We start from the raw sequence: 19253 nt of genomic DNA, 5'->3' as shown, positions 1-19253 counted from the left end.
TGTGTCAGATTGCCCACAGTAATGAAATCCTTTTCTGTATCATTCATCCAAACGCGCCCCCTCCTTGGCACTAAATAATACTTACTGTGGGCAAGCTGAATTCTGAAGTAACGGATTAGCGTCCAAACTTCCTATTAACCAAAGAAATAGCGCTGGTTCATTGATGCTGTTTCGATAGGTTCACAGGTGGCATGTACGCCATCCACTTTCACCGCAAAGGTTTCAGGGTCCACTTCAATATTGGGGGTTTGATCATTACGCACCAGATCATGTTTAGAGATGGTACGGCAGTTTTTAACCGCCATAACCTGACGTTCCAGCCCAGCTTTCTCTTTCACGCCATCGTCGAGAGCGGCTTGGGAAACAAAGGTGACGCAAGTGTCTTGCAGGGTTTTGCCCATCGCACCAAACATTGGGCGATAGAATACCGGTTGTGGCGTTGGTAATGATGCGTTCGGGTCACCCATCGCCGCCCAGTTGATCATGCCACCTTTGATAACCATTTTAGGTTTAGCTCCGAAGAAGCGCGGATCCCACAGTACCAGGTCGGCCATTTTACCTACTTCGACTGAGCCGATAACATGGCTAACACCCTGTGCAATTGCGGGGTTAATAGTGATTTTTGCCACATAACGTAGTACACGGAAGTTATCGTTATTCGGTGCATCTTCTGGTAATTTCCCGCGTGATGCTTTCATCGCGTTAGCGGTTTGCATTACACGTAGCCAGTTTTCCCCGACGCGCCCCATGGCTTGCGAGTCACTAGAGAACATGGAGATAACACCCATATCGTGCAGAACGTTTTCTGCTGCGATGGTTTCCGGACGCACACGGCTTTCAGCAAATGAGACGTCAGCTGGCACATTTGGATTGAGGTTATGACATACCATGATCATGTCGAACAACTCAGCCTGACTGTTGACACCGTATGGTAGAGTTGGGTTGGTTGAGCTTGGCAACACGTTAGGTTGGCTGGCGACGCGGATAATATCGGGTGCATGCCCCCCACCCGCACCTTCAGTATGGAAGGTGTGAATAGTGCGGCCTTCGAATGCATCAATGGTATCTTCCACATAGCCACATTCGTTCAAACTGTCGGTATGTACCGAAACCTGAATATCCATCTCATCTGCCATGCGCAATGAGTGGCGCAGGGCATTGGCGGTCGCACCCCAGTCTTCATGGACTTTATAGCCAACCACACCAGCAATGGCTTGTTCCAGCAGTGGACCACGTCCGTAGGAGTTACCTTTACCCAGAATACCCACGTTGACAGGCAGACCTTCGATAGAACGTAACATCTGGCGAATATTCCATGGCCCCGGCGTCACAGTTGTCCCGTTGGTACCATCGGTTGGGCCAATCCCGCCACCAAAGAAGGTTGCCACACCGTTGGACAGCGCATGATAGGCCTGCTGTGGGGAGATTAAATGAATATGACTATCAATACCGGCAGCGGTCAGAATCAAATGCTCACCTGAAATGGCATCAGTACTGACACCGACCACCATTCCTGGTGTCACCCCATCCATCACACCTGGGTTACCACTTTTACCGATACCGGCAATTTTGCCATCGCGAATACCGACGTCAGCCTTAATTACCCCTAAACGAGCATCAACAATTGTGACGTTGGTTATCACTAAATCCAGCACACCATTATCGCGGGTCAGATGGTTATTCGCCCCCATCCCGTCACGCAATGACTTGCCACCACCGTAAACGGACTCTTCACCATATCCACGCAGGTCTTTTTCGATTTCGATAAACAGATTGGTGTCACCCAAACGGATTTTATCGCCAGTCGTTGGGCCAAATAGACCCGCGTATTCTTGCCGAGAAATTTGAGGCATCTGTCGCTCCTTTCTTTTTCCGGTACGTGTAACTATAGAGTTGATTACACATATATAGCTGATTACACGTATGTGAATTTCTATATTATAAAGGTGTCATTTAGACGATTTGAAACCACGCTCAGCCGCACGACGGATAGCCTCTAGCTTATCTGGGCGTTCGCTATTAGGCACCACGCCTTCGCCGGTCCAACCATCCACCAGATTGTTAAAGCCATACAGTGTTTGCTTGCCACCGAAAGGGATCAGCGGAACTTCGGTTTCATCACCGGGTTCAAAACGAATTGCGGTGGTTGAGGAGATATTGAGTCTCTTGCCATAAGCCGCAGCACGGTCGAACTCCAGTGCACGGTTAACTTCGAAGAAGTGGAAATGCGACCCCACTTGAATGGGTCGGTCACCGGTATTGCGAACTTTAACTTTGGTTACTGGCTTATTTTCATTAAAGGTGATCGGTGTATCAGCTAAAATACAGCCCCCGAGAGGGGTATTCTGTTCTGCATTATCTTTAGTGCTTTTCTTTGCGCTCATGCTTTAATCCTCTGCAATAATCAGTTCAGGTTTTACTCGCATGCTGCCATCGGTGTTATTTAATAGGATCGTGCACCGTGACCAACCGGCTACCGTCAGTAAAAATTGCCTCAACCTGAACATTCGGAATCAGATCAGCTACCCCGTCCATCACATCATCTTTAGTGAGAACTTTGCTGGCTTCTTTCATGACATCTTCTACCGATTTGCCATCTCTGGCCCCTTCCATTGCAGTCACGGTGATGATAGAAACGGCTTCGGGATAATTGAGTTTCAAGCCACGCGCTTTGCGTTTGAACGCCACATCAGACAGCGTGTAGATCATGAGTTTTTCAACTTCTCTTGGGGTGAGCTGCATAAGCCCTCCTGTATGGTGTTAAGAAAGTGAAAGTGAGAAAAACAACCTACTAGCTCTATAACTGCTAGCCCTCTAATTTGCCTTGTCAGTAAAGGGTTATCCCTTGTTATTACTGATAAAATAGGCTTTTGATGCCAGTTAATTAGTATATTTCAGAATTTAAGCGCATCCTCCTGCATATCTTGTTAGATTCTTCATTTGAGTTCTGATTTTGCGTTTTAACCACCCTCAATATGCTGCCCGACATTTGCGCTGCAACTTAAAATATCGAAAGAACGACTGCCGCCCGTTATACAGCAAGATATTACAATCGTGTATAAAGGTGTTATCCCGCTGGATTGATTTGTATGATGAATTTTTGATGGGTATTTTTTACCGCTTTTAGTTATGCCAATCAATAGGTGAATGGCATCCGCTAATATTTTTTTACTAAAACAGAAAAGGATTACTGCATTTATCCACAGTAAACAACAAACGGATGAATCGATTAAACGTTTGCTTCCCATAGCTAACCAATCCCTTATTCAGCGCTCAGTTTCGGTATGTTCTTTTTGTAGCATAGATAATTATAAATCAATATGTTGCTATAAAAAAAACACCTCTAACCAATATAGACCAAAAACTGGAAAATTCATCATTAATTACCAACTTGATAAAAAACACTGTAGCGATGAGGGCAGGGTAATTAAATGTAATTGAAAATCAATTAGTTAGATGTAAAATGATGCGGGTTTATATTCATCACAAATAAAGAACACCAGAACTCCCACCAAAAATAGATGTTAAGTCGGCATGCTGAGACAGAAACAAAATCACACAAACCCTAAGGGGTGTTAGCCTGATAAGAATACGTTAAAATACTAATCACTGTGTATAGAATAGCCACCTACTTCAAGTTAATATTGAACGCTATCTCAATTTATTTATGTAAAGTTATCTTACCGTGATGTTAATTATCATCTCCACTGTATAACCCCGCGTTTTTATCATTATTTAAACAGAACATGATCCTAATCAATAATTCTATTTTCACTTGGAAATAAAACATCTCATACATTGAGTGACTATCACTCTAGATAATTATTTAATCGATTACATTTTAATTTACCGTTATTAACTCATCCTGTTTTTATCAATGCCAAACCAATTTGAGGCTTAACCACTGGTTTTTGATAAAGAGGGATTTTACTTTCACGCTCTGGTATCCATATACGTGAACACACCTTTTCCAATAAGGATTTATTGTGGCTGAAAACAATGAGCCCCAATGGGCGGTGTGCCGCTTCGTCTAATAAAACGCGCCAAATTTGTGCCTGAACATGTGCATCCAGTTGTGCCGTTACTTCATCGGCAATCAAGTATCGGGTGCGCGGATCCAGTGCCCGCAATAGTGCGATACGCGCCAACTCGCCTCCCGACAATTCATCAGGCCGGCGCTTCAACCAATCAGGATTAACGGCCATCCGCTCAAGCCAATGTGCTGCGGGTCGCCAGGCATCATGCAAGCTCTCCCCCGTAGTCCGGTAAGGATTGAAACTTTGTTCTGGATGCTGTGGCACTAACTGAATAGGACAATAACCTTTTTTTGCCAGTGGCGCGCCACCGAGCAAAATCTGGCCGGAAGTGGCTGACTGCCATTGTGCTAATACCCGGCCAAGGGTCGTTTTACCAAAACCACTGGGAGCCGAAATACCTAAGCGCTCTCCGGCTGTTAGAGAAAATGAGATGCTATCCCACAACAGTTTGCCACCTTGAACCACCGTCAGATTATCGACACTAAACATATTCGCCCACCTCCGACAAGGCTATGTGCTGACTGACAAATTGTTGCTCCGGTAGCGCCGCCCATAGTGACTGTAGCCAGGGGCTACCACCGTTATTCTTCAATTCTTCAGCACTCAGCGTCTCATGTAGCTTACCCTGATGTAACACCGCAATCTTATCGGCAAAACGTGCCGCCAATGCCAGATCATGAGTTACCCATAAAATGCCCCGCCCTTGTTGGCAAAAAGCCCGCAGGTGAGTCAGTAACTGGCAGGCATGCTCGTCATCGAGCCACGAGGTCACTTCATCAGCCAAAATATAGCGGGCATTGGTCAGGGTGGCACAACTAGTCAGCACCCGTTTTGCCATGCCGCCAGAGAGTTGGCGAGGGAAGTCATGCACCAACCCTGGCGCAAGATTGTAGGTTTGCAGTTGCATTGCCACATCTTCTAGCCGCAGTTTTACACCACTAAGCTGCGCGGCGCGGGTCATTTGTGAGCCGACTTTAATTAATGGATTTAGCGCGCTGACCCCTTGAGGGACGTAACATAACGTTTTTCCGCGCCGTTCAATTTTGTCTTGGGCGCACAACACCTCACCATCAAGGATAATCTCGCCATGACAACGCATATTGTCTGGCAATAAACCCAATGCACTTTGTAACAACAGACTTTTGCCTTCACCGCTACCGCCAACTAACGCCACCAGTTCCCCCGGATTCACCTCCAAAGAAATATTACTCAGCAGAGGATGCCAGGTTTTTCGCCCCAGCCAGCGGTAATGAGCAACATCAATAGCAAATTTTGCAAATTTCAACATCAGGTTATCCTCACCCAGAGTTGTTGCAGCGACCGGGCAAACTGGTCAAATACTAATACCAATCCCACCAAAATCAGGCCAGGGAAAAAAGCCAGCCACCATGCCCCACTGCTCAGGTAACGCAGTGCATCCGCTAATAAGATCCCCAACGACGGCTCATGAGGTGACAGCCCAAACCCAAGAAAACTGAGCGCTGCGCTGTGTAACACCGCATGGGGAAACATCAACAGTGTGCCAACAATCCATTGTGGCAGTAATAACGGTAGCAGATGATGACGCCAACGGTAAAAATTACTGTTACCCAACCGATGAGACAACATCACATAATCAGTCTCGCGAATACGTAAGATTTCTGCGCGTAAAATCAGGGCAAGCTTTGGCCAATGGGTGAGGGCTACCGCCAGAATAACGCCTTGTTTCCCGCCCCCCAAAGTGAAGCAGATCAGCACCAATAACAGCAAGTGGGGCAATGCCAACATACTGTCAATTAATCCGCGAATGATATAATCCAGCGTTTTATTGATAGCACACAAACTGGCAGTGAGCATCGCCAGCAGCCCACTGGCAAAAGCAGCAATCAGGCCAATTTGTAAACTGGTTGTCATACCCTGAAAACAGCGCAACCACAAGTCGCGCCCCAGACTATCAGTACCAAACCAATAAGCCGGTGATGGCGGCTGGCGGCGCGCCATCAGATCCATCGGAACTTCAATGGGATAAATAACCCAGCCATAAACAATTAAAATGAGTAATAGCGCCAATGAAACGAACAGCCGAAACAACGCCCGGTTTGGGTTATAAGTCATAATTGCCGCGCAGCTCCCCTATTTAAGCGGTGTAACAGTGCGTTGGCAACGCTGTTACCGCAAAAGACCAATATGGCGCAAAACATGACGATCCCCATCAGTAACGGAATATCGCCGTGAAGCCCGGCATCAATAGTGGCTTGCCCTAAGCCGGGATAGGCAAAAACTTTCTCCGCTAATAGCGAGCCACCCAGTAATTCCCCCACAGAGGCAAATTGCAGACAAAGCGCTGGCGTAATGGCATGGCGTAAAATATGGAAGTGAACCAATGACCAGCCCTTATCTCCCTGAGCACGTGCATAGCGGATAAACTCGCTATTCATCACCTCAGCAACCCTGGCACGGGTATGCAACGCAATATTGCCAACCCCCAATAATCCCAAGGCCAGCATCGGCAGAATGAGATGACGCAGTTTGTCGCTCCAACTGGCTGTTTCAGCATTGCTTCCAGGTGCCCATGCACAGCAAATCGGCGCCCAATTCAGCTTCACCGCAAATAATGACAGCAACAATAAACCAATCCAGAAAGTGGGTAGCGAAGCTAATAAATATGACAGGGTTGAGATCAAACGATCAGGCCAGCGATTAAGATAACGCCCCGCAGTCAGCCCCAGCAGTAGCCCAACAATGCCGGAGAATAGCCATGCCGAAAGCAGTAACGCAAACGAGGTGGCAAAACGTTCACCAATGACCTGTGAGACCGGCGCGTTATACAGCATGGAGTAACCCAAATCACCTTGCAAAACCTGAGTAAACCAATGCAGAAAACGCTGCCACAAAGGCAGATCCAACCCCCACCGCGCCGCAATCAGCGGATATTGTTCCGGTGGAACATGCAGCAGCTCACTGCCAATATAGGCGCGTATTGGGTCTACCGGGGAAAAACTCAGCAGCGTAAAAGTGCCTACTGCGGTGATTAGCAGCAGGCAAATTAAACGCAGAGTAAATAGCGAGACCCCCTTCATTACTGACAGGTCCATTTCCAGCTATCCAGGCTATTAAGCAGTGACCAGGAACCATGGATTTCCGGTGCCCCCTTACCTAAATCAACGCAATCATTAGCCAGGTAAGTATGCTGAATATTCAATAACCACGCCCACGCCGCATCACCGCGAATACCGGCACCGGTCGTTCCATCCCAATCAACCTGTTGCCAAAATGGCACTGCTTGTTCCCAGGTTGGCGCATCCAGTGCCTGTTGCAGATGTTTATCAACTACCGGATTCTGGTAGTAGCCTGGATTATAATATTCAACACCGGCAGCTTTACTGCTGTAGTGATGGTACAGCTCCATGGGATCAAGGCTACCCCAGCCAAACAACGTGGGGTTAGCATGCATATTACGTTCAACGGTTTCCCAGCTACCGGATTTCAAATCAACATCAATACCAATAGGTTTCAGCATCGAACGCAACGCCTGGGCTAAATCGCGGCGCGTAGTATCACCGCTGGTATACCAAAGCGTGATTTTGGCCGGCACCCCACTTTTTTCTCGAATACCCTCACTGTTCAGCGCCCAACCGGCCTGTTCTAATATCTGTTTGGCTTTTTCGCTATCACCATCTTTAATGGCCGAATCTGGGTTATTCCATGGCAGCCCCTGTACACCTGTATAGGCAGGAATAGCATGACCCTCCATAATTTGGTCGGCCAGGAGTTGGCGGTTAATGGCATAGTTAATGGCACGGCGGATAGCAACATCAGCCGTTACATCATTACCAATCGGATAACCCTGAGCATCTTTCTTACCCGCCGGAGTGGTCGGGAACACGATGCCACGGTTTTCTACACTTGGCCGCACCCATAACTTCATGTTATTGACCGGACCTGCCGCCATCGATGGTGGAATGCGGACGACCCCTAACTGCCCACTTTGCGCCGCGGCAAAGGCACTGTCTTCATCAAGAAAAACAAAAATCAGTTTATCGAAATCATTCTTATTACCGGCATAATGAGGATTGGCTTCCACGATCATTTGCTGACCAGGTTGGAAGCTCACCAAACGGTACGGGCCAGCACCAATAGGGTTTTGTGCATAGGTTTTGGCATTATATTTATCAGCAGAAACGATCCCCAGCGATCCCAACACATTTACAAAAGTACTTTGTGGCGCTTTCAATTGGATTCGAATATTGAGGGGATCGATTTCTTCGGCGCGGAGGAAATTACCCATATCGACTTTACCGCCACTGGCAGCAGCATTGTTATAGGTAAACACCACATCTTTGGCCGTCAGAGGAGATCCATCAGAGAATTTGAGGCCCGGCTTGAGCGTCAGAGTCCAGGTTTTACCGTCGTTGCTGGTTTTATACTGGCTCAGCAGAAAATTATTCCAGCTAAGATCTTCATTTTGTTTTAGCAACGGGCTATGCAATAGCAGATAACTGCCATGACTCCAGCCTAGCATTGGGTCAAAGCCTTCGGTGGGTTCATCACCGATAGCCAGTTGCAGTGTATGTGTTGCGGCACTAACGGGAACAGAAAAAACACTGAGTAGAGCGGCTGTGAGTAAGGTAGTTCGGAGCCATAGACGTTTAGACATGAATCATCCTTTGATAAATTAGCCAGTGAATATAGGGCATTGCCTGTCAGGCAAAGATTCAACAAATAATTAAGCGTAGCACTAAACATTAATATGGGTAATAGATGTCTTTTTTAGTATTAAAGACCAATTTCACAACTTTAGTTAGAACTTAACAGCATTCAACTAACAAAAGTCAGGTTTAGATGAGGTAAATCAAAAAAAAACAAGACAGATCTAAAATTGATTATAAATAAAATTGATCTACATCTATAAAAACGACAAAGATAGTAAATGAAATAGTCGATATATTCCTTATAATATCGCCTTGCAACAAGATTCGCCGATTAGTACCCACAAACCAAGAGATATAGCCTATTAATTCATGGCCGCGTTATTTTCAATCAAGAAGATTAATTATCGAGCCATTGGTGCAATTTTTATTTTTCCGTCAAGCATCGGAACACTGCGAGGATATTAAGATAAGTTCCAATCGGGAATTATTACCCATTGAGGGAAATCTATCATAATAATGAGAGAAAGAGAGTGATTGAGTAGACATTCTTTCGCACCAGAATAATTTTTCTGACACAGATTATCCCTCACAGCCCTTTACACGCCCACCCACCTTGAAGGTAAAATACTTGAATATCTGGGTATACATATCGATAGACATATCACAGGCCTGTCACGATCAACATCAGGTGTAGCTGGATTTTCGGACACCTGTAAATCATTTCATGCACGAAGCCGCTCTGTCGCCAGTTCGGGTTAATATACTGGTAATAAATAATGTTCCCAATTCCAATTAGAATAATACCCGCAGAATAGTACTCATATTATTACATTTATTTCTGTTACGTAATGCCGTTGCGATATCTGACAAAACCACACCAATACCTGGATATCATAACCTCCATCTAATTCACCGCTAAATCCTTTATGCGATAAATATTAAAGTAATGAAACTATACTACTTACACGTATATTAAAATTCACAATATGCAGTAGCTATTCTAGCGAACACACAAATTTACAGTAAATACTTAACCATTAGGCTGGTAGGTCATCTCGTAAAAATAAGCGCTAAACGGCAACTCATACAAAACTTGAGTACTCTCCAAAAGCGAAGGGAGGATTTTTGGCTCGCAGCGTGAATAGTCTTCTGTAGGATATTGGCGCTGACAGTATCCCCGAGGGCTATCGATAAAATCCATCTTAGGAATGCGTTTAAGCACTAAAACTTTCCCTTCACTGTTCCCCATTTGAGGTTCAATAAAAAAGAAGCTGAGCTGAGATATGAGCGCCGTAATGCTAATAGCCACTACGACTATCCACAGATAAATAGAACGCATACAGAATTCCTGCAATGAGTAAACACGATTACTCTATCAGCTAACCTATAATGAACGCCAAGAATAATAGCAGTGGTTGTCCATCGCAGGAGAAAAAGCACTTTTATATTCAAATATTGCAGCCACAGCTCACTGGATCCCTGGGTTTATCTATGTCCGTGATTTTCGTGTGCAGCGGTAACCCCTCATCACGCCAGCCGGTGACACCTCCTATCATCTCTTTAACCGCATAGCCAAGTTTGCTCAAATTAACGGCGGCGCGGTGAACACCGTTGCAGTGGGGACCAGCACAGTAAATCACAAATAATGTCTCTGGCGGATAGAGTGAAAGCAAAGTGGTATCCATTAATCGATGAGGAATATTGATAGCTCCCGGTAGGTGTAGCGTGGCAAACGCCGCCTCACTACGCACATCTACCAACACAAAATCTACATTACCTTGCTGCTGGCTGGTATAGACATCTGAGCAATCAGTTTCAAATGCTAAACGCTGGGAAAAGTACTGTAATGCGCGTTCTGCACAAGCCGCTGGGATCTGACTGACTAAACTGCTCATATGATTTCTCCATTCAATATTATGAAGCATCACTTTATGAAATGGCATTAGCCGATTACAGTGGCAGAAATGACAATAAACCACTGAGATACGCCAATGAATATTTCAACTGCATCAATATCTGCCAACAGACCAACGGAGGAGCCGGGATTAGTGGTGACGCTGGCTTACGACGGATTGTGCCTATTTGAGTTTGGTATTGCGCAGGAAATATTTGGTTTAGCTCGCCCTGAATTTGATTTTCCCTGGTACCGGCACCAAGTGGTCGGTGTAGAACAACACATCACTACGGCCAATGGCAGCCTACATATTCAAGTTGATACCGATTTGTCCCTACTGGAACAGGCTAAAACCATTGTGATACCCGGTTGGCGCAGCCCTGACGCTCTCCCTCCAACAGCACTTACCGAGGCTTTGCAGCAAGCAGTTGCACGTGGTGCACGCATTATATCCATCTGTTCTGGCGTTTTTGTACTGGCGGCTGCGGGGTTATTACAGGGGAAAAGCGCCACAACTCACTGGCGCTATACCGATTATCTGGCACAACACTATCCTGACATTCATGTCGATGCCAATGTGTTGTATGTAGATGAGGGGCAAATTATCACCTCTGCGGGTAGCAGTGCCGGTATTGATGCCTGCTTACATCTGATTACCCGTGATTTTGGGGCTAAAATCGCCAATCAGGTAGCACAGCGGTTAGTCATGGCTCCCCAGCGACGAGGCGGGCAACAGCAATTTATTCCGCTGCCGCTTGCCAAAGAAACGTATCGGGATATGGCAAAAATGATGCAGCAAGTGCGCGGGCAACTGGCCCAAAATTGGAGTGTCAGCCAAATGGCCGCCGAATTGGCGCTCAGTGACAGGACATTTTTACGGCATTTTTCTGCCGCCACGGGCCAATCACCCAAAATATGGTTACAGCACGAGAGAATGCACAAAGCGAAAGAATTACTAGAAAGGGATCAGATGAGTATTGCGAGGATTGCCGAATATTGCGGATTTCAGACCATTGAAGGTTTTAGAAATGCATTTCGCCAAAAAGTAGGGATCACACCTGCGGTGTATCGGCGGCAGTTTAAATATAACTAAGGGGGATATTCCAGAGTAATGAATCAATATCGACGATTTTAGAAAACTAAAAACCCCGCCGTGGCGAGGTTTTTAGGTTGTTGGTTAATCTTATTTTAGAGATAAGAATAATATTATTGAGGATATTATTGTCTGCTCCGGCTTAGGCCATCATCGCTATCGCAACTTTCCAACAATACTTTTTACCAACAATACGTTTACCAAAAAAAATCTGACCTGAGCCAGATTTAATTACAGCTAAACGTGATAGATAGCAGTGTAAATTACAGTGCTACTACGTTTACAGCTGAAGGGCCTTTCTGGCCTTGCTCGATGCTGAACTCTACGTTCTGGCCTTCATCAAGAGTTTTGTAATCAGTGCCCTGGATTGCAGAGAAATGTACGAATACATCTTTGCTACCGTCAGCAGGAGAAATAAAACCAAAACCTTTACCAGCGTCAAACCATTTTACTAAACCAGTCATTTTATTAGACATAGAGATATTTCCTTCATTATTTGTGCCAAAACGTGGCAATTGTGGTCTGCTGATCAAGAGTTACTTATGGGGGCACTAAAGAAGGAAATTCGTCGGAGAAGTGATGTCTAAAAAATATCGCTTTAACTAGGAACTGCTTTACTTAAATGGCTTACATAAATAGGTCTGTGCTACAAACCGATGAAGCTATTAACGCATGCTGAGATATTAATAGCAAGGCTTATTTATTTTGAGTATTAAATGAATGATAAAAACAAATCGTGCATAAATTATGATATACCCTAAATAATTCAAGTTGCAGGAAGGCAGCAACGAAATGAACCCACGGAGTTGAAATAACTCAATGACCTGGGTGAGTGATGGCAGCCAACGCACATGCAGTTTGAAGTATGACGGGTATAAAACCAACTGTCATACATCGTCCGGTGGCATCCTGTGCCGGGATAGAAAGACAGATTCTAGCGGGTGAGGTTATGCTCAGACTTCGTTATAATGCCAATGAAAATCGGAAGCCGTCATAAAGGAAAAGCAATGACAATGCGTGAGCTTGAAGTACAGTTTCTTAATGCAATGAGTGAGTTGCAGTCAACTTTTGAGAAGCAGCATCAGACATGGCAGGCAAGCTACAATGCATTGCAACATGAACTGGAGCAGTCAAAAGCACGGGAAACAGCATTGCGTGCTAAAAATGATATGTTGCTTAGAAAGCTTAATACTGCCAACACCTTGCCAGAACAACATTCATTAGTTAGGCAGATTAAAGTGTTAGGTGCACATCTTGATGCTCTGGCGAAAGATGCTGCCGCTTTCAATCATCATCTGAATAATCAGCAACAAAATAGCGATAATTTCAGTGGCGATAACCCTTAAACACTTCGTTGACTTTATCTACTCAGGCGATTTAACAGCCAGATAATTTTACGTTGTCAATTACACCTTTTATGGCGCAAAGAAACATTCAATGACGTGGATAATTATTGCTGTTTTGATCGTAGTTTTTATTGTCGGCTACCGTGTGTTGACATCAGATACCCGCAAAGCGGTGGATACACTGGCCAATTTACTGAAGATAAAACCGATTTACATTGAATCCATGTTGCAAGAGATGGGGCAACGTCAGACACAAATGTTTATCCGCTCCACCAGCAATGGCTATGCCGAGGATGTGAGAAAGGCAGCTTATCTGGTCTTTATTTACCAAACCTTTATCAAAGACTCTTCCGATGAAAATGTGATGCAATGGCGCAATACGCTTATTCGCTCACATATATCCCCAATGCTAACGGCCGAACATACCGAAGCGGCTTTGTTCTATTTCGCAGAACTGGATTTAGATGCCTTTGAATTGGCGCAATTCCGCCGACAATATAATATGCAGTTTAATCAGGAAGCTGACGCCGTATTGCATTGATTCTGGCGCTACGGCGCGGTGACATTTATTGCGCCAAGGCGAGCTAGTTTTACGGGTACATACTGTTTAGATAGCGCAATAACATTTCTCTTGAGCTAAAACCGTGGGCAATACCGTAGCGGTCATCAGCTTCACCTGCCAGATAGAGCGGAAACTCCACATACTTATCACTGATACGAATAGTTGCCGTGGGTGTGGCAAACAACAAGCTTTTATCTTTATGCGCTGGGTGAATAACCAATGCTGTCCTGCCCATTCGGGCTTCACGGTTAACATAAACGTAATGCTCCGCTTTACGATAACCGTAAGCCTGATCAACCGTATAATCCCGATCAAAACCGGCATTCTCCAGGACCTTAGCCACTTCATCTGGCCGTAAATACATTTATTTCCCCTCTTTTTGACTACTATTGAGCGACCTTACCGTAATAAATAAGGGAAACCACGTATTTATTGGCTCAAAACGACTATTTCGGAATAGTCTACACGCCATGTTCATCTCATCAGCGTTGTTTCTACTCGACTGGCGCGTTAATAATCCGTTGCTGGCGTGGTAGCGTCGCACGCCAAAACCACCACAAAAAGAGGCTGACTGAGTTACGGATAATAAAATCTTATTCCGCCCCCAGTGAGGGCTTGTTTTCACGCCATTGCGATGGGGTAATGCCCTTAACTCGCATAAACTCGCGATTAAAATTTGATTTAGTCTGGAACCCCGCCTCTAGCATAATATCGATCACTGGCAGCTCCGTACGCATCAATAGCATCGCGGCATGATCGACCCGCAACTGATTAACGTATTGCGAAACATTTTGCCCCGTTTGCTGATTAATGGCCTGCGACACTTTGCGCGGGGCAACACCAACTTTGCGCGCCAACGTTGATAAGTTGAGTTGACTCTCCAGATACAGATTATTTTTCTTTAAGGTCAATAAGATGACAGAGAAAAGCGCCTCCAGCGATTCAGCTAATGGCTTATCATCCATTACCGCCAACTCAGCCGACACCGCAGCAATCGGCTCTTCACGATGTGCGCTGGTCGCTAGGGTGTAGCATATTGCCAACGTAATCAAAAGGTTGCTCAAGCTGGCTATTAACCCAGCCTGATTTCCGGCAAAAAATGCATAGTCAGCACTGATAATGATATCGCCCACCCCCGACCCAATCAGCAAGATAGCCATCAGAAGCCATAACCGGTAGCTAAGCCAAATTTTTTCCACAGAGATCTGTTGCAAACGATCCTCACCAGGGCGCAAGTAAACCAGCACCGCAAGGCCATAAGACAAATAACTGATAATGACCATTGCATCGAGCCACTGCGGCGCGATCCAGACACAAATTGCCGTACCGATAGGGCCTAAAGCATGTATCCCAAGCTGGCGAATACCCGCCCTCCTCTCCCCGGTTGTACTGAGGAGTGCTAAATAAGTCAGCGGGGGGATAGTCATAGCGACGATAGGTTGTAAGCCATTAAACAGGGCAAGATGATAGCCATAGCGCAAGCCAATCAACCCGCTTTGTAATGCACAAACCAGCAATAGCAGCAGTAAGAATCCTCTCTGCTTACCGGATTTAATCAAATGATAAAACAAACCAATACATAAAATTGATAACAGAAAAGAGACGGGGATCAGTGGCATAACCCTTGCCTTAACAAGTGGATATCGTGAATAACGGTTTTGTAGTGTAGACAGCCAGATAAGCGAAAACAAGCAGGTTCAGGGACTGGATCATGATCGAGGTCGCGGCTAAATGCTCTTCCCTCTAAGGTGACAAATAACTCAATCAGTCAGGATATTAAATCATGAAAAATGCTGTGCTGTGCTTCTGTTTTTTGCTGTTTTTCCCGATGGTCAGTTATGGCTGGCAAACAGCGGTTACTCACATTTCATTCAATGACACTCAACGCCAGCGCCAACTTGATAGCTTAATTTATTATCCAACGGCGAAACAGGGAACAACGTCCCTACTGGGTGATAGTGCCGTCTTCAACGGTATCTCGGTTTTACCTGATGCCCCCCTTGCCACAGGCCAATTTCCATTGATTGTCCTCAGCCACGGCAGTGGTGGCAACAATACCAGTATGGCGTGGTTGGCAGATAAGTTGGTGCAGCAAGGTATGGTGGTAGTCGCAGCCAATCACCCAGGCAGTACCACTGGTAATTCTATTCCGGCCAAATCGGCACAGCTATGGTTACAAACTGAAGATATCTCTTTTATTATTAGCGCATTACTGTCTGATTCGCGCTGGAAGTCGGTACTGGATAATCAGCCTATTGGGGTAATTGGCCATTCGAAAGGGGGTTATAGTGCTATTGCGGCATTGGGTGCAACGCTTTCATTTCCACGTTTCATTGCCAGCTGCCAACAGCAGCCCGAACAAGCCAACTGCCAGTTTTATACCCGTGCGGACGTAAAATTAAAGGCACTTCCAGTGCGGAAATTTGAAGGGAATTATGCCGATAAACGTTTACGTTTTGCGGTCGCTTTGGACCCCGGCATGGTGCCCTTTTATCAAAACAGTAGCCTGTTTCATTTAACAGCCCCACTGCTTCTGATTAATGCTCACTATTTTATCTCACCGAATATGGCACTAAATCTGGGCGGGAGCGAGTGGATAAAGCAGCTTAATCCGCCGGGTATAACCACAAGAACCTTAGCCCACAGCGGACATTTCGATTTTCTGCCAACCTGTAAACCGGCAGCCCGCGCAGTTCTGGCAGAGGAAGGCGAAGACTTTATCTGTGCGACGTCAGTGACGGAAAGAGAAAAGTTACATCAACAAACGGTTCAACAGATCGTTGCGTTCCTGCATCAACAACATATTTTGCGCTGATATTGCAACACTATTAGGGTGACGCACATGCCATCCAGACTCTGCGAGACTAAATAAAGGTGTCGGTAAGAAACAGCACACAGGCAAGTGATACACCACATAGGGTCATCACACTGAAAATCAGCTCGAACAGATAACGATTGATCATGATGGTTAGCCTATAAAAAAAGACACCCGGCGTTAACCGGGTGTCTGGAATTGGCTAGACTGTGCGGTACTTAGTAGCCCGCATTCCGGCATAATTATGCTGCTGGCGCTGTTGCTGATTTTTTAACAGCTTTATGGTGTTTTTTAGCGGCTTGGGCTTTCTGAGCTGGCTGAGCTGGCGCTTTTTTCACGTGTTTTTTAGCGGCCTGTGCTTTTTGAGCAGGTGCTTTTTTCACATGTTTTTTAGCAGACTGTGCTTTTTGTTCTGTGGTTTGTTTGGTTGCTTTATGTTTTTTATGGTGAGTTGCTTTAGCTGGTGCTGCATTTTCTGCGGCAGGCGCAGCAGTAGTGCTGGTTGCAGCTGGTGCTGCTGTAGCGGCCGCAGTAGTTTCAGCAGCGAAAGCAACAGAAGACAGACCCATGGTTGCAGCAACGATCAGCGCTAATACTTTTTTCATTTTAAAATCCTCAGAGTTTGTTTCGCTAAGCCCCCGGTGGGGCCGTTGAAAGAATCATAGAGGAATCAATTTTTCCTTTCCGTGAGTCATTGGTTTCGCTAAGTAACCAAATGTACAAAGTAATAGTGATTATTATTTACGCCATACATTATGAATCACGCTATTTAAAAGCAGCCCTGTTCGGGAGGCATGGTGGTTAATTCTCCCCTCGCCTTCGGATTAGTCCTGAAGCGCATGTCACAGCGACGTGATGGACTATGCTTAATGTTCATCAGGCAAAACGGAGAGTCAAATGTTCAAGAAATCAGAAAAAATTGAAAGAGATCTCAATCAGGACGTGACCCTTCTGGCAGATACTCTTGACGATGTATTGCGTTCATCAGGTGAGAAAACCAAAGAGGAACTGACCAAAGTGCGCCACAATGCCGAAGGTGTATTACGTGATGCGCGAGCGCGTTTCAACGGTTCGACCAGCCTAAAACAGCATGCCCGAGATGTTGCAGGTAACGCAGATGACTACATCCGCGACAAACCATGGCAAGGTGTCGGTATTGGTGCTGCGGTCGGTATCGTTCTGGGTGTGCTGTTAGCACGCCGTTAAAAATAATCTGATAGCTGATAAATCGCCGGTATTTTATCCCCCTCATTGCTGTGTCTACTTATAGGGATGACGATATCTGGCAGTTTGGTTAATCGGTGGCCCCAGTGATAATAGATGCACTGCGGGCCAATTCATTTACTCGGTAAATGGTGGTTATTAAGCAGACATAGAAGTAATAACTTTGGCCAATAGGGTCACCAGCCGATCAGTTTCTGCCACAGAAGTGAGATTAGTAAATCCCATCAACAATCCATTTCTACCGGTTACCTGGCTCGTTTCCGCCAACGCCCAATCTGATAGCGCCTGAACCGCTAACCCTTGCTGCCGCGCCCGTATTGCTACGGCATAATCAGCAAAACCCTTATCCAATCGCGCCAGTAATTGTATCCCTCCAGCTTGCTGTTCAACCTCAACAACGCCTGCCAACTGACGCCTCAGACTTGTCGATAGCATCTCACGCCGTTCGGCATATAAATGACGCATACGTTTCAGATGGCGATAAAAATGCCCCTGATTGATAAACTCCGCCACACTGGCCTGTATCAGTGGTGGGCTGGTACAAATGCGTAACTGGCATCGCTGATTAAATAGTGCCACCCGTTCTGCTGGAACGACCAGATAAGCCAGCCTCAGTGCCGGAAACATCACTTTGCTGAAGGTACCGGCATAGAGCACCCGCCCCTGCCGGTCCAACGTTTTCAACGGTGGCAGTGGCCGCCCTTGATACCTGAACTCACTGTCATAGTCATCTTCAATAATCCATGCATGCTGCTGATCGGCCCAATCCAACAGGGCAATACGTCGTGCCAGACTGAGCGCCACCCCTAACGGGCTTTGATGGGCTGGGGTGACGATGGCAAAACGTGCCTGGGGGCAGTCGTTAATTGCCGCACCGACATCCATTCCGTCCTGATCAACTGCGACCGGATGCGGAATAAGCCCAGCTTCGCGAATCAGTTGCCGTGTCACAGGATAGCCGGGGTCCTCCAACCAGCCACGATCGCCCGGTTGCAGTAAGGTACTGATCACCAGATCCAGCAATGACTGATAGCCTGAGCAAATAAAAACTTGTTCAGGCTGGCAACTCACCCCGCGTGATAACTGTAAATAATGTGCTATTGCTTCGCGCAATAACGCAAGCCCGGTAGCGGGGGGATGTCCAAGGGATGATGCGGTGAGATTATGTAACTGTTTGGCCATGATTCGCCCCCATTGCGCTCGGGGGAAAGCGTCCAGCGCCGGTAATCCTAGCTCGAAGGGCCGCGCCACCGGACTAACCGTTGAGACTTTATTCACCACAACAGGCTGCGCACTCTGAGTTAATGGCAGCAAAGGGGTATCACGTAACTGAGCGGAAACGTAAGTCCCACTCTGCCCACGACTTTGCAAATACCCCTCGGCAATTAATTGACCATAGGCATTTTCCACCGTACCTCGTGCTACCCCCACTTCACTGGCTAGCACCCGAATCGAGGGTAACCGCGAGTCAGGCAGCAATGCTCCTTGCACGATGGCATCTTTAATACGCTGATAAAGCTGACGGTAGACCGGCTCGTTTTGTTGGCTATCCAGGCTCAGAAGATGTGAAAAAGACCTCATCATGACCCACTAAAATAAGTAATTTATGGCTCTATAGTATAGGTCATCACAGCGCTAGAGTAGCGCCATA

At 46.1% G+C, this 19253-nt stretch carries 21 protein-coding genes; 5 read left to right on the top strand and 16 right to left on the bottom strand.

What is annotated here, in order from left to right; translation table 11 throughout:
* Nucleotides 1-134: 134 nt before the first annotated feature.
* The 11 genes from V1953_RS04750 to V1953_RS04700 all read right to left on the bottom strand — a co-directional run bounded on the left by V1953_RS04750 (nucleotide 135) and on the right by V1953_RS04700 (nucleotide 10563).
* Nucleotides 135-1853, bottom strand: coding sequence for an urease subunit alpha (locus V1953_RS04750; RefSeq protein ID WP_083163057.1), 1719 nt, complete (start codon nucleotides 1851-1853; stop codon nucleotides 135-137).
* A gap of 96 nt (nucleotides 1854-1949) precedes the next feature.
* Nucleotides 1950-2384 carry an urease subunit beta gene (locus V1953_RS04745; protein WP_083163055.1) on the bottom strand — a complete coding sequence of 145 codons (435 nt, stop codon included), beginning with the start codon at nucleotides 2382-2384 and terminating at the stop codon, nucleotides 1950-1952.
* A gap of 55 nt (nucleotides 2385-2439) precedes the next feature.
* Nucleotides 2440-2742, bottom strand: a complete 303-nt coding sequence (locus V1953_RS04740) for an urease subunit gamma (protein WP_002215288.1) — start codon at nucleotides 2740-2742, stop codon at nucleotides 2440-2442.
* Nucleotides 2743-2960: 218 nt separating this feature from the next.
* Nucleotides 2961-3248, bottom strand: coding sequence for a hypothetical protein (locus V1953_RS04735; protein WP_227746584.1), 288 nt, complete (start codon nucleotides 3246-3248; stop codon nucleotides 2961-2963).
* 612 nt (nucleotides 3249-3860) lie between these two features.
* Nucleotides 3861-4526, bottom strand: coding sequence for an ATP-binding cassette domain-containing protein (locus V1953_RS04730; protein WP_083163053.1), 666 nt, complete (start codon nucleotides 4524-4526; stop codon nucleotides 3861-3863).
* A complete protein-coding gene (locus V1953_RS04725; protein WP_083163051.1) occupies nucleotides 4519-5325 on the bottom strand; it encodes an ATP-binding cassette domain-containing protein in 807 nt (268 codons plus the stop codon). Before V1953_RS04725 ends, V1953_RS04730 begins: the two co-directional genes overlap by 8 nt.
* On the bottom strand, nucleotides 5325-6131 hold the full coding sequence (locus tag V1953_RS04720; RefSeq protein ID WP_372559718.1) for an ABC transporter permease: 807 nt from the start codon (nucleotides 6129-6131) through the stop codon (nucleotides 5325-5327). The genes V1953_RS04725 and V1953_RS04720 overlap by 1 nt, the downstream gene beginning before the upstream one ends.
* Entirely contained in the window at nucleotides 6128-7096 is a 969-nt protein-coding gene (locus tag V1953_RS04715; protein WP_083163047.1) for an ABC transporter permease, read from the bottom strand. The genes V1953_RS04720 and V1953_RS04715 overlap by 4 nt, the downstream gene beginning before the upstream one ends.
* Complete coding sequence (locus V1953_RS04710) at nucleotides 7096-8673, bottom strand: ABC transporter substrate-binding protein (protein ID WP_372569512.1); 1578 nt, start codon at nucleotides 8671-8673, stop codon at nucleotides 7096-7098. The genes V1953_RS04715 and V1953_RS04710 overlap by 1 nt, the downstream gene beginning before the upstream one ends.
* Nucleotides 8674-9698: 1025 nt before the next feature.
* A complete protein-coding gene (locus V1953_RS04705) occupies nucleotides 9699-10007 on the bottom strand; it encodes a DNA-directed RNA polymerase subunit beta (RefSeq protein ID WP_083163043.1) in 309 nt (102 codons plus the stop codon).
* A 109-nt stretch (nucleotides 10008-10116) separates the two neighbouring features.
* The gene (locus V1953_RS04700) at nucleotides 10117-10563 is read right to left on the bottom strand and encodes a rhodanese-like domain-containing protein (RefSeq protein ID WP_083163041.1); all 447 of its coding nucleotides are present in this window, start codon (nucleotides 10561-10563) and stop codon (nucleotides 10117-10119) included.
* Nucleotides 10564-10659: 96 nt separating this feature from the next.
* Here V1953_RS04700 and ftrA point away from each other — a divergent pair, with 96 nt between their 5' ends.
* On the top strand, nucleotides 10660-11655 hold the full coding sequence (gene ftrA / locus V1953_RS04695; protein ID WP_442850702.1) for a transcriptional regulator FtrA: 996 nt from the start codon (nucleotides 10660-10662) through the stop codon (nucleotides 11653-11655).
* Nucleotides 11656-11918: 263 nt separating this feature from the next.
* Here the strand turns inward: ftrA and cspE are convergent, their stop codons facing one another.
* On the bottom strand, nucleotides 11919-12131 hold the full coding sequence (gene cspE / locus V1953_RS04690; RefSeq protein WP_005275958.1) for a transcription antiterminator/RNA stability regulator CspE: 213 nt from the start codon (nucleotides 12129-12131) through the stop codon (nucleotides 11919-11921).
* A gap of 531 nt (nucleotides 12132-12662) precedes the next feature.
* Between cspE and V1953_RS04685 the strand changes: the two genes are divergently transcribed.
* Together V1953_RS04685 and V1953_RS04680 are read left to right on the top strand one after the other, a co-directional pair.
* Complete coding sequence (locus V1953_RS04685) at nucleotides 12663-13001, top strand: MbeD/MobD family mobilization/exclusion protein (protein WP_083163037.1); 339 nt, start codon at nucleotides 12663-12665, stop codon at nucleotides 12999-13001.
* Between the two features lie 91 nt (nucleotides 13002-13092).
* On the top strand, nucleotides 13093-13542 hold the full coding sequence (locus V1953_RS04680; protein ID WP_083163035.1) for a DUF1198 domain-containing protein: 450 nt from the start codon (nucleotides 13093-13095) through the stop codon (nucleotides 13540-13542).
* A 49-nt stretch (nucleotides 13543-13591) separates the two neighbouring features.
* On the opposite strand, the gene V1953_RS04675 is transcribed toward V1953_RS04680, so the two are convergent.
* On the bottom strand, nucleotides 13592-13927 hold the full coding sequence (locus tag V1953_RS04675; RefSeq protein WP_083163033.1) for a DUF2002 family protein: 336 nt from the start codon (nucleotides 13925-13927) through the stop codon (nucleotides 13592-13594).
* A gap of 229 nt (nucleotides 13928-14156) precedes the next feature.
* A complete protein-coding gene (locus tag V1953_RS04670; RefSeq protein ID WP_442850701.1) occupies nucleotides 14157-15182 on the bottom strand; it encodes a helix-turn-helix domain-containing protein in 1026 nt (341 codons plus the stop codon).
* A 164-nt stretch (nucleotides 15183-15346) separates the two neighbouring features.
* Here V1953_RS04670 and V1953_RS04665 point away from each other — a divergent pair, with 164 nt between their 5' ends.
* Complete coding sequence (locus V1953_RS04665; protein ID WP_227746583.1) at nucleotides 15347-16378, top strand: hypothetical protein; 1032 nt, start codon at nucleotides 15347-15349, stop codon at nucleotides 16376-16378.
* Nucleotides 16379-16620: 242 nt separating this feature from the next.
* On the opposite strand, the gene asr is transcribed toward V1953_RS04665, so the two are convergent.
* On the bottom strand, nucleotides 16621-16983 hold the full coding sequence (gene asr, locus V1953_RS04660) for an acid resistance repetitive basic protein Asr (RefSeq protein WP_083163029.1): 363 nt from the start codon (nucleotides 16981-16983) through the stop codon (nucleotides 16621-16623).
* 292 nt (nucleotides 16984-17275) lie between these two features.
* On the opposite strand from asr, the gene V1953_RS04655 reads away from it, so the two are divergent.
* A complete protein-coding gene (locus V1953_RS04655; RefSeq protein WP_083163027.1) occupies nucleotides 17276-17584 on the top strand; it encodes a DUF883 family protein in 309 nt (102 codons plus the stop codon).
* A 156-nt stretch (nucleotides 17585-17740) separates the two neighbouring features.
* Here V1953_RS04655 and pdxR read toward each other — a convergent pair whose 3' ends face one another.
* Nucleotides 17741-19186 carry a MocR-like pyridoxine biosynthesis transcription factor PdxR gene (pdxR, locus tag V1953_RS04650; RefSeq protein ID WP_420073610.1) on the bottom strand — a complete coding sequence of 482 codons (1446 nt, stop codon included), beginning with the start codon at nucleotides 19184-19186 and terminating at the stop codon, nucleotides 17741-17743.
* Nucleotides 19187-19253 lie beyond the last annotated feature (67 nt).

It is taken from the genome of Yersinia sp. 2541 StPb PI (genome assembly GCF_052217145.1).
Classification (GTDB): Bacteria; Pseudomonadota; Gammaproteobacteria; order Enterobacterales; family Enterobacteriaceae; genus Yersinia; species Yersinia enterocolitica_E.
The sequence above is the reverse complement of the archived record's forward strand: the minus strand, read 5'-3'. Positions and strand labels throughout refer to the sequence as shown.